Annotated in this window: 11 protein-coding genes and 2 pseudogenes; 8 read left to right on the forward strand and 5 right to left on the reverse strand. The window is 33.5% G+C overall.

The features are described from left to right. The first annotated feature begins 160 nt into the window (after positions 1–160). The 8 genes and pseudogenes from F6K23_RS22575 (at position 161) to F6K23_RS22610 (ending at position 8,337) form a co-directional block, all read left to right on the forward strand. Complete coding sequence (locus F6K23_RS22575) at positions 161–922, forward strand: DUF4340 domain-containing protein (protein WP_293160011.1); 762 nt, start codon at positions 161–163, stop codon at positions 920–922. A 1,230-nt stretch (positions 923–2,152) separates the two neighbouring features. Then, the gene (locus F6K23_RS42010) at positions 2,153–2,281 is read left to right on the forward strand and encodes a hypothetical protein (RefSeq protein ID WP_367267778.1); all 129 of its coding nucleotides are present in this window, start codon (positions 2,153–2,155) and stop codon (positions 2,279–2,281) included. A gap of 240 nt (positions 2,282–2,521) precedes the next feature. Further along, positions 2,522–3,670 (forward strand): ABC transporter ATP-binding protein, encoded by a 1,149-nt coding sequence (locus F6K23_RS22585; protein WP_293160013.1) that lies wholly within the window; start codon positions 2,522–2,524, stop codon positions 3,668–3,670. A gap of 244 nt (positions 3,671–3,914) precedes the next feature. Further along, the gene (locus F6K23_RS22590) at positions 3,915–5,033 is read left to right on the forward strand and encodes a PotD/PotF family extracellular solute-binding protein (RefSeq protein WP_293160032.1); all 1,119 of its coding nucleotides are present in this window, start codon (positions 3,915–3,917) and stop codon (positions 5,031–5,033) included. 291 nt (positions 5,034–5,324) lie between these two features. Then, positions 5,325–6,239, forward strand: coding sequence for an ABC transporter permease (locus F6K23_RS22595; protein ID WP_293160015.1), 915 nt, complete (start codon positions 5,325–5,327; stop codon positions 6,237–6,239). A gap of 406 nt (positions 6,240–6,645) precedes the next feature. Further along, positions 6,646–7,494, forward strand: coding sequence for an ABC transporter permease (locus F6K23_RS22600; protein WP_293160017.1), 849 nt, complete (start codon positions 6,646–6,648; stop codon positions 7,492–7,494). Between the two features lie 154 nt (positions 7,495–7,648). Further along, positions 7,649–8,024 (forward strand): annotated as a pseudogene (locus F6K23_RS22605) (Rpn family recombination-promoting nuclease/putative transposase); the annotation flags it as partial. Positions 8,025–8,064: 40 nt separating this feature from the next. Next, positions 8,065–8,337, forward strand: a complete 273-nt coding sequence (locus F6K23_RS22610) for a hypothetical protein (protein WP_293160034.1) — start codon at positions 8,065–8,067, stop codon at positions 8,335–8,337. A gap of 465 nt (positions 8,338–8,802) precedes the next feature. Here the strand turns inward: F6K23_RS22610 and F6K23_RS22615 are convergent, their stop codons facing one another. The 5 genes and pseudogenes from F6K23_RS22615 to F6K23_RS22635 form a co-directional block, all read right to left on the reverse strand. Beyond that, positions 8,803–9,165, reverse strand: a complete 363-nt coding sequence (locus F6K23_RS22615) for an STAS/SEC14 domain-containing protein (RefSeq protein ID WP_293160019.1) — start codon at positions 9,163–9,165, stop codon at positions 8,803–8,805. 215 nt (positions 9,166–9,380) lie between these two features. Next, the gene (locus F6K23_RS22620) at positions 9,381–11,009 is read right to left on the reverse strand and encodes a response regulator (RefSeq protein ID WP_293160021.1); all 1,629 of its coding nucleotides are present in this window, start codon (positions 11,007–11,009) and stop codon (positions 9,381–9,383) included. A 229-nt stretch (positions 11,010–11,238) separates the two neighbouring features. Further along, the gene (locus F6K23_RS22625) at positions 11,239–14,037 is read right to left on the reverse strand and encodes an ATP-binding protein (protein ID WP_293160023.1); all 2,799 of its coding nucleotides are present in this window, start codon (positions 14,035–14,037) and stop codon (positions 11,239–11,241) included. 68 nt (positions 14,038–14,105) lie between these two features. Further along, positions 14,106–16,856, reverse strand: coding sequence for a hybrid sensor histidine kinase/response regulator (locus F6K23_RS22630; protein ID WP_293160024.1), 2,751 nt, complete (start codon positions 16,854–16,856; stop codon positions 14,106–14,108). Positions 16,857–16,934: 78 nt separating this feature from the next. Beyond that, a pseudogene (locus tag F6K23_RS22635) lies at positions 16,935–17,276 on the reverse strand (hybrid sensor histidine kinase/response regulator); the annotation flags it as partial.

The following is a 17,276-nucleotide window of genomic DNA, read 5'->3' on the forward strand; positions in this document are numbered from 1 at the left end:
CAAAATAGTGACTTAATAACTCATAACTGATAGTTGATAGATGACCGCTGTTTGCGCAGCATGACCTAGGAAATGCTTACATTTTCCTTAAGCGTCAATCCTCTTCTTTTCAAGGAGAGGTAATTATTAATTATTAATTGTTAAACTACTTCCTAAAATTATGAAAATCAAAAAAACAACTTTAATATTAATATTAGCAGCACTTGCTTTAGGTGGGTTTGTTTATTTTTATGAAATTAGAGGTAAGCAGCAACAAGCTGAAGTGCAAGAACAACAAAAACAGGTATTTGATTTTGAGTCAGAGGAAATTCAGGCTATTACTATCAAACAAGAATCAGAAATATTAACTTTAACAAAGGATGAAAATGCTGAAGAAACTACTTGGAAAATAACTGCACCTGTAGAAAAAGAAGCCGATCTACTAACAGTAGAATTTTTGTTAGACCAAATAACAGGATTAAAAAGCGATCGCTCTATTAATACTCCTGTTTCTCAGTTATCTGAATATGGTTTAGAAAAGCCAAAAATTACTGTAGAAATTAAACTTCAAGATGAGCGAACTAGAAGATTGTTTTTAGGAAAAGCAGATTTTGATGGTACTTCTATATATTCTCAAGTAGAAGCTGAAGGAGAACCGCCAAAAGAGGTGTCTGTTTTGTTATTATCTGTCAATTTCAAAAATGTTTTAACTAAACCAGTTGCAGAATGGGAAAAACAAGAAAAATCGGAAGAATCATCTGCTGAAACAGAAGAATCTACCGAGAAAAAAGATGAACCGGAAACAGCTAAACCATCATCTGAAAAATCTCCCGAACAATTAGAAGAATCTACTGAGAACAAAGATGATGTGCAAATAGAAAAATCATCTCCTAAACCGCAGGAATCTCCTTCACCTACTGATGATTATTTACTGACAGAATAACTAAATTGATAGGTGGAATTATCCAATAATTAACAATTGCAGCAAATTTCAGAATAGTGAGGTAAAGTTTAAGACTAATCTATAATTTTTATTCATTCCTTGTTCCCAGAACACAGATCCGGTGTTCCCTAAAAACATAAAATTTTGTACCTTATCAACTCGAAAACTGCTGTAATAATTAATCATTACCGAAGAATCAATAATTAAATAATTAAATAATTAAATAATTCACGCCTTGAAGCCTCCCCTTTCAAGGGGAAAAAAGCGGTCGTTTGCGTTTGCGATAGCATTCCTTCAACAATGAATAATGAATAATGAATAATTAATAATTAATAATTAATAATGAATAATTACCTCTCCTTGAAAAGAAGAGGATTGACAAATTCATGAAAATTTTTTTTTATTATCCCCTTAAAAGGGGAGGCGCATACCCACAATTTTTCGGTAAGGAAAGCATTCCGTAGGATGGGATGGCTCCGAAACCTGCGCTGTCCGACCATCGACCAAGAGAATAAATTTTTTCGGCGTTGGTCAATCCTCTCCCTAAAAGGGAGAGGTAATTATCCATTATCCATTATCCATTATCCATTAATTAACTATCCTTAAAATAATAGGATTGGCTAAAAGTATTTTTTTCTTGTCTCTCCTTAAAATGATAGGCTTTAAACCTTAATTATTCGATAAATTTACTAGAAATGAGAGCTAAATTTTAACGCTAAATTAATATCGTAGAATAGAACTAATATAAAATTATAGAAAAGAGATTAATATGATTGTAGAAACTACCCCATAATTCATGACCTTAGACGAATGTTCAGATGGGTATCCAGATGGTTATGGTCGTTATGAATTAAACAATGGAGTTGTTTTTGAAATTCAACTTTTCTCGCCTTTAAAATAGGAGTACAAATCGAATGTATTGAACTTCCTTATATTATTCCCAGACAAGCAATTGTTAAACCGATAGATACAGATAAATCTGGTTATAATCCCGATGTAATTGTTTTGGATAAACTTGCTTGAAAAAATGAATCTTTATGGAAAAAACTTTCCACAATTACTCAAGGAAAAACAGTCAAGCTAATTATGGAAGTTGTGAGTACAAATTCCCGTAATGATTATGGTCATAAATTAATTGATTACGAGGGTTTAGAAATACCATAATATTGGATAGTTGATTATTTAAGCTTAGGAGGAAAACGTTATATAGGCAACCCAAAACAATCTACTTTGTCAATTTATCAGTTAATTGACGGAGAATATCAAGAACAACAATTTCGAGGAGATGAAAAAATTATTTATCCTACATTTCCAGAGCTTAAATTAACCGCCCAAGAGATTTTTGCAATAGGAGATTAAAAATATGAAAAATAAGATTTTTCATTCCCTAGACAAACAACTAAAAAGCAGAACAATTCAAAATTTGTAGGGGTTAACGGCCGTTAACCCCTACTATATTTAGTGATTATGCGTAAGTCCTGACCCAAATAATAGATGAAGCGCAATAGCCAGAACTGCTAAAATATTGAAAAACATTACACTTAAATTAATTAAGACCCAAATTTCCAGAGTAAATTCCCCAATTATGACATAGCAACCATGACTCAAACTGCACTTAATCTAGGGACAACAATAACCGACACCCAAAACGACGTTGAACTGCGTAAAGTATTCAAAGTGTTTGAAGGCCATACAGCAGTACGAGGTGTGGACCTGAATATCCGTCAAGGAGAATTTTTTAGTATTCTTGGCCCTTCTGGTTGTGGTAAGACTACAACATTACGCTTAATTGCTGGATTTGAATCCCCATCAGCAGGTGAAATAATGATTAGGGGAGTATCCATGAATCAAACTCCTCCTTACCGTCGTCCTGTAAATACTGTTTTCCAAAGCTACGCTCTGTTTAATCATCTCAGTGTCAAAGATAATATTGCCTTTGGACTACGAATTAAACGTGTAGGAAAAACTGAAACGGAAGAAAAAGTGGCACAAGCTTTACGGTTAGTGAAAATGGAAAAATTTGCCGATCGCTATCCCAATCAAATATCTGGTGGGCAACAACAAAGGGTAGCTTTAGCAAGGGCGTTGGTAAATCGTCCAGCAGTATTATTATTAGATGAACCTCTTGGTGCCCTAGACTTGAAACTACGCAAACAAATGCAAATGGAATTGTCTAGCTTACATCGAGATTTAGGCGTAACATTTGTGATGGTAACTCACGACCAAGAAGAAGCTATGAGTATGTCTGACCGTATTGCCGTGATGCACGAAGGTAGAATAGAACAGATAGGTTCTCCTCAAGAAATTTACGAGCGGCCTGAAAGTCCTTTTGTCGCAGATTTTATTGGAGAGACGAATTTATTTCAGGGTAGAGTTGAATTTATCGATCGTTCAAATATAGTAGTTCAGACAGATCGTGGTATTAAAATTGTTGTACAACAATCAACAGTTAGTGAAGAACAGAAAAATGGAGAGATTTATACAGGTGCTTCCGTAGTAGTCAGCGTGCGGCCAGAGAAAATAGAGCTAAGTCTTTATTCCCCAGATGTATCAGAAAATTGTTTTGAAGGCAGGTTGATGAATGTAATGTATATGGGGACTCATGTGTATTATCATGTAAATCTGTTGTCAGGCGATCGCATGACGATCAGACAACCGAATACAGAAGGAACTTTGCCTAGTGCAGATACTCCTATCTATATTTATTGGGCAAAACAAAATTGTTTAGCTCTCAGCGAGACAAGATAACAAAAACGTAAACTAAATTTTCACTATTGATTGAAAAATTACCGAATAATTAAGGTAAAAAGTCTCTCCTTTAAGGGATAAAAAAGCGGTCTAAGCCATATCCATGAGACCAAGAGAAGAAAAAATTTTCCCTTTTGCGTCAATCCTCTTCTTTTCCAGGAGAGGTAATTGTTAATTATTAATTATTAATTATTAATTGTTAAAAGTGCCTCCAACTAATTTCGAGAAATATCGGGGAAATGTTATTGCTGCATCTGTTGACAAGCAAGATGCTCGCACTTCTAGACGTCAATTTCTCAAAACGTCAGCAGCTACTATCGCAGCTTCAGCTCTTTCTAGTTGTGGTTGGAGATTAGCGGAAGTAAAATCTAACCCCCGAATGCAGGGAGATTCAGATTTACTCTATATCTATACTTGGGCAGGTTATACAGATCAAGATTTACTAGACCGCTTCTACGATGAAACAGGAATCAAAGTAGTTGCCGATGTGTTTGACTCTAATGAGTCGATGCTAGCTAGAGTGCAAGCTGGGGGAGGTGGAGCATATAGCATCATCTATCCATCTGATTATATGGTGCAAAAAATGGAATCCCTGGGTTTGTTGACAGAGTTAGACCATTCTCTAATTCTTGGTTTAGACGATCTGTTCCCTCAATTTCAAGACCCTATATATGACCGTGGTAATGTCTATAGTGTACCCATAAGTTGGGGTACTACTGGTTTAATTTACAATAGCAAACTGTTACCCACTGCACCCACAGACTGGGAGTATCTCTGGGAAAATCAAGATGTAATATCGAAGCGCCTGACCCTAGTTAATGACGTGCGCGAGGTCATGGGGTCTGCTTTGCGGAAACTGGGATATTCCTACAACTCTACCAATGTTGAAAGTATCAGGGAAGCTTACCAAGAGTTACTCATACTTAGACCAGCGATCGCTTCTTTTACTACAGATGGTTGGCGGTCTCAAATTTTGGTAGAAGATTTGTTGATTGCCATGTGTTATTCTTCCGATGCTGCAGAAATTAAACCAGAAAATGAAGACTTAGAATATATTACTCCCCGCAGTGGTTCCTCCCTGTGGACAGATACATTAGTAATTCCCAAAAATGCTCCTAACCCTGATGGTGCCTATCAGTGGATTAATTTTATGTTACAGCCAGATATAGCTGCTGAAATTGTGGAGAGACTCAGTTTTGCGACACCTTCTCGTGTAGCTTATCAAAGATTACCAGAAGAACTAAAAGAAGATCCTACTTTGTTTCCCCCAGAGTCAATTATTGAAAAGTGTGAAAGTTTAGCTCCACTGGGTGAATATGAAGAAGTTTATGATGAATACTGGACGAAATTAAGAAGTGGATAATTGAAAGAAGGAAGAAGGAAGAAGGAAGAGGGAAGAAGGAAGAAGAAAAATTCCTAAGTTTCTCGGTGGGATGATTCTACGAACTTTTTTTAGTTATTAAAGCCTAAGTATAAGGTTAATCAAATTCCTTGTTCCTAAAAATATAGAACCCAATAGTTGATAAATTTTCTAACTTCTATAGTGCTTATAGTGCTACAAAAAAATGTTAGGGCATTGATAAAATTGAAACCCTTATACAGTCAATAGTTTTGACTTGAGCTGATAACTGATAACTGATAACTGATAACTGAAATGACTACACCTACTAAATCATCTGCTCCAGCTTTCCCTAATTCTCAGTCCAAACATGGTATAAGTCAAACATTTTCTAAATTGTTGGGTCCTTTAGTTTTATTAGGTCCGGCAGGTTTATGGTTACTGTTGATATTAGTGTTGCCGACTTTAGTCATTTTCCAATTGAGTTTAGTAGAAAATATTCGACCTGGAGATTTAGTAAATCCTGATGGTATTGGCAACTATTTACGAGTATTTGACCTGATTAATTTAAAAGTAATTTGGCGTTCAATCTATTTTGCTACAGGTACAACAATTTTATGTTTATTGTTAGGATTTCCCGTAGCCTATTGGATTGCTTTAATGTCACCCAAACGGTGGCGAAATTTACTTTTATTAGGTTTTATCTTGCCACTTTGGACTTCATCTTTATTACGTTCTTATGCTTGGATTACAATTTTACGACCCACTGGCGTATTAAACTCAATTATTGGAATTATTGGATTACCACCTTTAGAAGTATTGAATCGAACTCCGGCTGTTTTTATTGGTATGAGCTATAGTTATTTACCTTATATTGTGACTATTCTTTATGCTTCTTTAGAAAAGTTAGACCGGAGATTATTAGAAGCATCGGCAGATTTAGGAGCAACCCCTATACAAACTTTTTGGAAAGTGACTGTTCCTCAAAGTTTACCTGGTATTGCTGCAGGTTCTTTATTAGTTTTTATTAGTTCTTTAGGAGATTTTGTTGACCCTGAATTATTGGGTGGTGCTTCTAGTATGACGGCTGCTCGATTAATTTATAATCAATTTTTAGGAGCTACTCAAAATTGGGGGTTTGGCTCTGCTTTGAGTATGGTTATGATTTTTGGAGTAAGTATAGCGATCGCTCTTTTACTAAAATTTGGCGATGGTAAACCCTCTAAGTAGGGTTTGCTGAAAAAGTCTTTTGGTAAGGGGAGGAGACAGGAGGCAGGAGACAGGAGACAGGAGACAGGAGACAGGAGACAGGAGACAGGAGACAGGAGACAGGAGACAGGAAACAGGAGACAGAAGACAACCCACCCCTCGCCCCTCCCCCTCCCAGGAGGGGAAGACAGGAGGGAGGAGGAACGGGGAATGAGGGAGGAGGTAGGATTCAACAATTAATTATTAATTATTAATTATTAATTATTAATTATTAATTATTACCTCTCCTTGGAAACGGATAGGATTGACTAATCATGAAAAATTTTTCTTCTCTTGGTCGATTATTTCAAGCCTCTGACTTTCCTAGGTCATGCTGTGCAAACAGGTAGAGGTACTGATAACTGATAACTGATAACTGATAACTGAAATGACAAATACTTTGATAAATCCAGAAGATAATATCCCAATAGATATGTCTAAATCTAAATCAAAATTTCAGATTTCTTGGCAGGTAATATTTACAATTTTAATGTTCTTGTTTATGTACTTGCCAATTTTTGTCTTGACTTTTTATAGTTTCAATAAATCTAAATATAGTGCAGGATGGGAAGGTTTTACCCTGCAATGGTATGTCAAGCTTTTTCAAGATACTAGGGTTTTAAATGCTTTACAAAATAGTTTAACTGTAGCTATTTGTGCTGTGGCTGTTTCAGCAGTTATTGGTACTTTAATGGCAGTAGGTTTAGCAAAATATAAATTTCGAGGCAAATCTTTATATTTAGGTGTTTCTTATTTACCATTAATTATTCCTGATATAGCGATCGCTGTTGCGACTCTAGTCTTTTTAGCAGCATTGGCAATTAGATTAAGTTTATGGACAATTATTGCAGCTCATATTGTTTTTTGTCTAGCTTATGTGGGTTTAGTGGTTTCTACAAGATTAGCAGATTTAGACCCTAATTTAGAGGAAGCTGCTCTGGACTTGGGAGCAACTCCAGTAGAAGCTTTTTTACAAGTATTATTACCTCAATTAATACCAGGAATTATATCTGGATGTTTGCTAGCTTTTGTATTAAGTATGGATGATTTTTTAATTGCTAGTTTTACTTCAGGAAGTGGGGCAACTACTTTGCCAATGGAAATTTTTAGTAGGATTCGTACAGGGGTAAAACCTGATATTAATGCCCTGAGTGTAATTTTAATTTTAGGCTCAGGATCGATTGCAATTGTCGGAGAATTTTTGCGGACTAGAAGTGAGAAAAAAAGTATTAAGTAGTTCAGGAATCAGAATAGATTAATTGTGGTTCAACAATTAATAATTAACTAGCTATCAGCATTTTCCGTACCGGAATGCTCTGCAAACAGCTTTCAGCGCTCTAAAAGCTTGGGTTTAAATTCCCATAACTGGAGTTTATCAATAGAGTAAAACCATGAGATTTATTAGTCCTAAAACAGATTTTGCTTTCAAAAAAATATTTGGCTCAACTGAGGGTAAAGATATTTTGATTAGTTTCTTGAATGCTCTAATATATTGTGGTGAATCTATGATTCAAGATTGGGAAATAATTGACCCATATAATCCAGGAGATACGATTAGTTTGAAAGATAGTTATCTAGATGTGAAAGCTATCTTAAATGACGGCTCCAATGTGATTATTGAAATGCAGGTATTGAGTGTTCCGGCTTTTTTATAATTTGTGTAAAACTTATGGCAATCAATTAAAAACTGGGGAAGGATATCGGAAATTAAAACCAGTAATTGCTTTAAAGATTAAAGATTTTGAGATGTTTGAAGAAACCGCCAAATATATTATATCATGTCCGAAGGCAATCATTTGTGTAAAAGTTGGCGTGGATATTTGCAGGAAATTTAAGTTTTTTCTTGCCTGTTGCCTGTTGCCTTCCGGAGCTGTTGCCTGTTGCCTATTTACTATACAAGACCGATGCTACCGGACATGATATTAGTCATTTTGTGTTTAAAGAGAAAGAACAATTATTTGACTATAGAGACGAAGAAGTAGCAATGATATTTGTAGAATTACCGAAGTTCCCCAAAGAGTTAGAAGATTTAGGAGGAGCAACTTTAAGTTTTATATCAAATCCGTTTAATTCGGTATAAAAAAATGTTCCATCTTCAACGATTACCAAATATTTCTCCATCCCCCCATCCTCCCATCTCCCCATCTCCCCATCTCCCCATCTCCCCATCCCCCCATCCCCCCATCTCCCCATCTAATTACACCGATGCTACCGGATTTGATATTAGTAGTTTGGAGGATTTGTTGAATTGGTTGGAATAATGGGATAGGGAATAGAGCGATCGCTCCCTTAATCTGACCTCTCCCACATCTATAAAGCTAGACGCGCTACCAGTTTGGGTTAAGCGTATCTCGCAACCCAATAATCATAAATAAAGATTAAGTTGAGCAAATCCCAAGAAGTTGAATATAAAAATATATAGCAGTAGAAGAAAAGGGCGCAGATATATCAAAAGCTTAAAACTCCGACAACGCAAGATTTTTCTAACTTCGCTCCCTGAGTCGTTCCTTCTTCTTTCTGCTATACCAATTACTACTTGTTCAACCTACGAATTAATCCATTCAGTGGCTCCCACTAATTGATGAGTGTCGAATACTTTTACAGGGCAAGGAATAATAAATCTAAACACTTTTGTTGCTCCGACAACCCATTTATTATCGGACACAACTGCAATTTTTTCCCAAGCAGTTGGGTGTTGAAGACCTACTTTTGCATCATCCCATAAAGCTTTAGCTTCAAACCCTGAAAAATCACTGCCGAAATTATAAAGCAAGCGGATTTTGGGTTTTTCTTTTAACTTAGCCTCTATAGCGGGAATCAAAACAGATTCGTAGTCCTCTCCAGTGACTCGACCATGAGCAGTAAAGGCAAGAACGTTATCCTGTTGATTGGAAGTGATTTCAATCATAATGGCCCTCCTAGATTTCAATCTATATCAGAGCAGTTTGTAGAGTTTTTTTCTTCTTTTATTATAGCAATAGAAATTGAAAATGATCTTCACGCACATCCGTTCCGCTCCGCGTTAACGCAGTTTTGCGCCAGCAAACAAAACACTTTCTCCTCTTCCTTCTTCTTCTTTCTTCCCTCCTGACTCCTGACTCCTGACTCCTGACTCCTGACTGCTTAAATTTTTCTACTGCTATTAAGAGTAAAATAAAAAGTTGTGCCTTGTTCCACTTGAGAAGTACACCAAATTAAACCTTGGTGACAATTAATAATTCTTTTCACAATTGACAAACCAATACCAGTTCCTTCAAACTCATCATCTGAATGGAATCGCTTAAAAGGAGTAAATAATTCTTTGAAGATTTCCAGATTAAAACCAGCCCCATTATCTTTAATAAAATAAATTATATCTGATTTTTGTACACATAAGTTTTTGTCTTTGTAATATAAAGAGCATTGATTAATTATTGAATCTAATTTTGTTTTTTCTGCGGATAAAACCCCAAATTCAATATGAGTAACATCTTTTTTCGATGAATATTTCCAAGCATTACCAATTAAATGCTCTAAAGCCATTGTTAAAAATATTTGATCTGCTGGAGCTGTAACATTGGGCTGAATTAATAATTCAACTTTTCTTTGTGGTTCTTTTATTTGAAGTTTCATTAGTATTTCTTGAACTATATTACTTAAATGCACTAATTCAAGAGTTATTGGACTTTTTTTGATCTTTGACAACATGAGTAAATCTTTAATAATCTGCTGCGTCCGAGCAGTTGATTGAAACATCAATTCAAAATAATCTTGAGCATTTTTAGTAGTAGAATTATCATCTTCATATTCTTCTTTGAGAAAATGAGTTAATGACTCAATAGTTTCTAATTGATTGCGGAAATCATGAGCTATACTATAACTAAAAGTTTCTAATTCTTTATTGGTTTCTTCAAGGGTTAATTCTAAGTTTTTCCTTTCTGTAATATCTCTGACTGTAATAGCAAAACCATCCCCTAATTTAACGGCGATGAAATGATACCATTTTCCTTCTTCTTGGTCATTATAATAAATATCCTGCTCTAAAGATTTTCCAGTTTCTACCACATTAACTAAATCTGTAAATAAATCATAATGAATTCTATGTAAAAACTTTTTCAGCACTAATTTACCAATTAAATCTTGTGGTTCTTGATTAAAAGCTCTAGCAATAACTGGATTAACAACTAAACAAGAAAAATCAATAATATTTCCTGTTCTCCGGTCTCTTAATGCTTCCATCGCTGCAATACCATCAAGAGAAGAATTTAAAATACCAGAAATCAATGCCCTAGATTGATATAAAATAGCTTCTGCTTCTTGGCGTTGTTTAATTTCTTGTTTCAGAGTTTCTCTTTCTTTTTCTAATAGTTTTTTTTGTTTTTGAATGGTTAACTGACTTTTGACTCTTGCTAAAACTTCTTCTTCTTGAAAAGGCTTAGTAATATAGTCTATTCCCCCTACTTCAAATGCTTTTACTTTATCAAAAACTTCATTTAAAGCGCTAATAAAAATCACTGGAAGATCCTTAGTTTTAGGATTATTTTTTAAACGTTCACAAACTTCATAGCCATTCATATCGGGCATTTTTATATCTAGTAAAATTAGGTCGGGACTGTCCGTTTCTATAGAAATTAATGCACTCTCTCCATCAATGGCTTTTTTTACCTTATAATTATTATCTTTTAAAAGAGTAGCTAAAATTTTCAAATTAGAAAGTTGATCGTCAACGATTAAAATAGTTCCTTCTGATTTTTTTTCTGATATATTATTCATATTTTTATGTTTTATCCTGATTTAAGAGATTCGTAAGTATTCAGCATTCAGCATTCAGCATTCAGCTATCAGCTTTATTAATTTTAGTGGACAATTTAAGCTTGCTGTTCTTGTGCTTCAATTCTTTGTTTAAAAATGTCGTAGAAGTTAAGTAAATGCTTGCTTCATTTATTAAAAAGCTGTTTGCGCAGCATTCTGTAGGAAGAGCTGACCGCTAATAGCTGGATGTTTACAGAGATTCAATTAATTGTCTAATAGTCTTAAATTGAAAATCATTGACTAAATTAGTTAATTTTTCAGCTAATAAAGATTGTTCAACCGGAATTTGTTCTATTAATTCTAAGCTTAGATCGTCATCTAAAGCTTTGGTTGCATCATACAGTTCTTCTAACCATTCTGTAGGCATTGCCTGCAAATCTTCTGCTGTTAAACTTGCTAATTCACTGGGAGTTTGAGCTGGAGTTTCTTGTTCGTAAATATATTCCACTCCTAAATGCTTTTTCATTGTCTCAAAAATAATTGATTCTCGGAAGGGTTTTCTGACAAAATCATCACATCCTGCTGATAAAATAATTGCTTTCTGTTCTTCTAATACACTTGCTGTTAAGGCAATTATTGCTGTGGCATTTCCTTTGGTTGTGCCTTTAATTATTTGAGTTGCTTCGTAACCATCCATTACTGGCATTCTCATATCCATCCAAATTAAATGAGGTTGCCATTCGGACCAAATTTCTATTGCTTGTTTTCCATTTTCTGCTTCTTTTAATTCAAATCCTAATGGTTGTAATAATTTAATTAATAATAACCGATTTGTGGGGCGGTCATCCACTATTAAGATTTTATAACGGGGTTGATTGGGTTTTAAAGCAATAACATGATGAGGATGTTCTTGAGTTTCTATATCTTCTTGATTGACCAGATCAACTTGGATATCAAATCGAAAAGTTGTACCTATTCCCACTTTACTTTTAACAGTAATATCTCCTCCCATTAAGTTGACAAATTTACGACTAATGGGTAAGCCTAATCCTGTTCCTTCTTGACTATTTTTACCTGTTTCAGTTTGAGCAAATGCTTCAAATAATTTACTCATTTCATCTTCAGCTATTCCTGATCCTGTATCTCTCACTTCAAAAACAATAGTGGCATTAGCAGCTTTTTTCCCTCCATTTTCTGGCAAAATTTTACTGGCAACTGTGACACTTACTCCTCCTTGAGATGTAAATTTAATACCGTTATTGATTAAATTAATTAATACTTGCCTGAGTTTTGTTTCGTCAGTATAGATATATCGAGGTACATCATCTTGATGGTCAAATATTAATGCTAATCCTTTATTTTCTGCGGTTATATGTAATAAGTCTTCCAGTTCGTTCAATAATGAATAAAAGTCAAAGGTTTTAGCATTGAGGGTCATTTTTCCGGCTTCAATTTTAGATAGGTCTAAAATATTGTTAATTAAGGTTAATAAGTAGTTGCCACTTTTATTAATAATAGTTGTATTTTCTTTCTCTTCTGGAGATAAAGTTTGAGAACGCATCATAATTTGAGAAAAGCCTAAAATGGCATTTAAAGGAGTGCGTAGTTCGTGACTCATATTAGCAATAAAACTGCTTTTTGCTTGATTTGCAACTTCCGCTTTTTGTTTCGCAACAACTAATTGTTGATTCGACTCAATCAGTTCAATTGTTCGCTCTTCCACTCGTTGTTCTAAGGTTTCAAAGGAAGCTTGTAATTCTGTTGCCATACGTTTGAAAGACTGAGCTAACTCTCCTACTTCATCACAGCGATCGCTCTGTAGTTTTGTCTGTTGATGCCATTGTCCTTGACCCATACTTTTTGCTGCTTGGTTTAATTTTAATATCGGTTGTGTAATCCAACGAGCTGTAATTATTCCTAAAACAATAGCAATTAATAATGTTAGGATTGATAGTAAAATAGTATTTCTATTATTCACATTAATTTCTGCCATAAAATCTGATTCAGGAATAGCAATTACTACCAACCAATTTAATTCTCTTTCAGATTGAATTGGTTTAATTTGCAAAAAGTAACGTTGGTTATTAAGCCTAAAAATCAGCTTTTCATAATTGGTAATTTTTTTGAAGTCGGCAAACTGATTTTGAATAAATTTAGCAGAATTTTTGGTAAGTAGGTTTTCACTATTTAGAGCTTTTTTTCTGCGTTTTTTGGGGTCGATATTTTGAATCTTATCGGATTTAACTTGTTTATGAAAAGGAGTTTCTCCCGTAGAAGTTGCAATTAGAAAACCCTGAGAATCTATAATATAAGCTTCTCCTGTTTTGCCAATATCTAAGGCTTCTAAAAAATCACCCATTTGTGAAAGATAAAATGTGGAACCTACTACACCACCAAAGTTATTTTCTCGATCGTAAAAAGGCATTAAATTAGCTAACATAACTATGGGATTGTTATGGCCTTCGGATACTGAAACTACAGATTTCCAAATTGATTTACCTGCTTTTTTAGTAGCTAAGTACCAAGGATTTCCTTGTGGATCGTTGTGAGGATCGTAAGTATGACTCGCAATCACTTTAACTTTTTGCCCTTCTTCGTCCAGTAAATAGTTATACTGAATACCTGCCGTTGATTTGCTATAAATACGTAAAATTAAATTATCATTACTACGCGCAATTGCTAAAAAATCTTTATTTTCAGTAGTAATCATTACATCACTAGCTTGGGAAAAAATTTGTATTTGTTGCCAAAAAAATTGCTGAATCTGGTCTAAATTATCTGGATTTAAAATACCTAGTTTTACAGCTGCGGCGTTACTATAATTAATATTTTCAGGAATAGTTAAATAATTATCTAAATTTTCTTCAATGCGATCTGTTGTTTCTGCTATTAATTGATTGGCTAAATTATTAACAGCTTTTTGTCCGTTTTTAAAGGATAAATAACCTACCAAACCTACTGTTCCGAAAATTTGAAACACGAATGGCACAATCAAAACTATTCGTAAAGGTAATTTATTAATAATGGTGGTGAAAAAATTAATTCTCATAAAACAGATAATTAATGTTCGAGATTAGTTTAATTCAATTTGTTAATTTATTTCATTTTGCCAAAAATTTATAAAAAATATTCTAATAATTTTCTAATAGTCTTAAATTGAAAATCATCCACTAAATTACTTAATTTTTCCGCTAATAAAGATTGTTCAACCGGAATTTTTTCTATTAATTCTAAGATACTATCGTCATCTAAAGCTTTCGTTGCATCATACAGTTCTTCTAACCATTCACTCGGCATTACCTGCAAATCTTCTACTGTTAAACTTGGCAATTCACTGGCAGTTGGAGCTGGAGTTTCTTGTTCGTAAATATATTCCACTCCTAAATGCTTTTTCATTGTCTCAAAAATTATTGATTCTCGAAATGGTTTTCTGACAAAATCATCACATCCTGCTGATAATATAATTGCTTTTTGTTCTTCTAATACACTTGCTGTTAAGGCAATTATTGCTGTGGCATTTCCTTTGGTTGTGCCTTTGATTATTTGGGTTGCTTCGTAACCATCCATTACTGGCATTCTCATATCCATCCAAATTAAATGAGGTTGCCATTTCTCCCAGATTTCTATTCCTTGTTTTCCATTTTCTGCTTCTTTTAATTCAAATCCTAATGGTTGTAGTAGCTTAATTAATAATAAACGATTAGTAGGGCGGTCATCTACTATTAATATTTTATAACGAGGTTGATGGGGTTTTAAAGCTATGACATGACGTGGGTTTTGTTCAATTTCTATATCTGTTTTATTGGCAACATTTACTTGAATTTGAAATCTAAAGGTTGTACCTTTGCCTACTTGAGAGTTAACGGTAATATCTCCTCCCATTAACTGCACAAATTTACGACTAATTGGTAATCCTAATCCTGTACCTTCTTGACTATTTTTACCTGTTTCTGTTTGAGTGAATGCTTCAAATAATTTAGGAGTTTCATCTTCAGCTATTCCTGCTCCTGTATCTCTGACTTCAAAAATAAGAGTTGCTTTTTGATGACTTTTCCCCCTTTCAAATGACGGATTTTTTCCAGAACTTTCCCCTCTTGCTAAGGGGGAATTAAGAGGGGATTCTTTTTGAGTAGCAACTGTGACACTCACACCTCCTTCAGATGTAAATTTAATTCCATTATTAATTAAGTTAATTAATACTTGCCTGAGTTTTGTTTCATCGGTATAGATATATTGAGGTACATCATTCTGATGGTCAAATATTAATGTTAAGCCTTTATTTTCTGCGGTTATATGTAATAAGTCTTCCAGTTCGTTTAAAAAAGAATAAAAGTCAAAGGTTTTAGCATTGAGGGTCATTTTCCCTGCTTCAATTTTAGATAAGTCTAAAATATTATTAATCAAGGTTAATAAATAGTTGCCACTTTTATTAATAATTGCTGTATTTTCTTTTTCTTCTGGAGATAAGGTTGGAGAACGCATCATAATTTGCGAAAAGCCTAAAATGGCATTTAATGGAGTGCGTAATTCATGGCTCATATTGGCGATAAAACTGCTTTTTGCTTGATTTGCTACTTCCGCTTTTTCTTTGGCAATGGATAATTGTTCTGTTCTTTCTACAACTTTTTTTTCTAAAACAATATTTTGTTCTTGAATTAATTTTTGATTAAGTTCGGCATTTTTCAAGGCTTGATTTTGTGCTTTTTCTCTTTCATCTTGAATCAGATTAATTCTATCTGCTAAAGCAAAGGAAAATAATAATACCAATAAATTAAAATTTACATCCCAAAGTTTACTTAGATGGATATTATAAGGTATAAAACCCAAAATACTAAAACCAATAAGAATTTCTACTACAGTAGGGACAAAAATAGCTAATAAAAAATATTTAGTTGGCTTATATCCTTGTCTCCATCTTATCAAAGCAGTTATTAATACTATTACACGAATAAATATAGAATGAAAATTTAGCATAAAACCAATCCATTTTGTTGGTGTAGATATAATAATTGTCATAACTATAAATAAAGATATAATAAATAAAAATCTATCCATTTGAGGAACATATTTTTTAGTTTTTAAGAAAGATTGGGTGAATTTTATCCAGAAAAACAAAAGTAATAATGATCCCAATACTTGAATCTCATAATAGTTAGGAAAATTATTCCACAAGAATTGATGTCCTATTCCCTCTAGACACAATTTAAACCATAAATAACCTGCAAGAAACAAGACAAAATCTAGATAACTTTTGTCTTTTAAAGAAATAAATAAAAATAAGTTATAACCAATCATTATTAAAATAGCTCCATAACCTATTCCTAAAAATAAAATATTATTTTGATCTTCCTGGAAAAATGTTTCTAGAGAATAAATATTTAAAGGAATAGCTAAACCAGCTTTTGAAGTTAAACGTAGATAAATAGTTTTTTCATTATCTTCAGTAAAAGGCAAACTAAAGATAAAAAAACGATGGTTAAATTCTCTAGTCTTAAAAGGTAAAAATCTACCTGTTTTAATTATCTTAAATTCTTTTTTGTTTCTTTGAGAATAATAAAAATCTACTGTACCTACACGAGCATCGTTTAAACTTAATATCCATTTTTGTGTCAAACTTGCTTGATTCTTAACTCGAAAGCGAACCCAGATTGCTGATGTTTTTACACCTAAATTTGGGATATTTTGATTACTAGGAGTAAATTCTTGATTGACAACATCTTCAATAGTTAATTCCCTAGTTTGATCTTCAAATATTTCTAAATGTAATCCTAAAGGATATTTGGTATTTTCATCGGTTAAAATAACAGGATTATTGATATGCTTTAAGTTCTGATTATTTTGAGCATAAATTTTAGATGCAGAAATCAATAAACATAAGCTAAACAATATAATGAGACAAAGTATTTTGAAAAATTTATTCTTCATCAGCAATAGGATTATTAGAAATTATTTTTTTTCAGAAATGGATTCAATTAGTTGTCTGATAGTCTTAAATTGAAAATCATTGACTAAATTACTTAACTTTTCCGCTAATAAAGATTGTGCAACCGGAATTTGTTCTATTAATTCTAAGACTGTATCATCATCTAAAGCTTTAACTCCATCATACAGTTTTTCTAACCATTCACTAGGCATTTTTTCCAAATCTTCTACTGTTAAATTTGGCAATTCACTGGCAGTTGGAGCTGGAGTTTCTTGTTCGTAAATATATTCCACTCCTAAATGCTTTTTCATTGTCTCAAAAATTATTGATTCTCGAAATGGTTTTCTGACAAAATCATCACATCC

It is taken from the genome of Okeania sp. SIO2C9, assembly GCF_010672455.1.
GTDB lineage: Bacteria > Cyanobacteriota > Cyanobacteriia > Cyanobacteriales > Microcoleaceae > Okeania.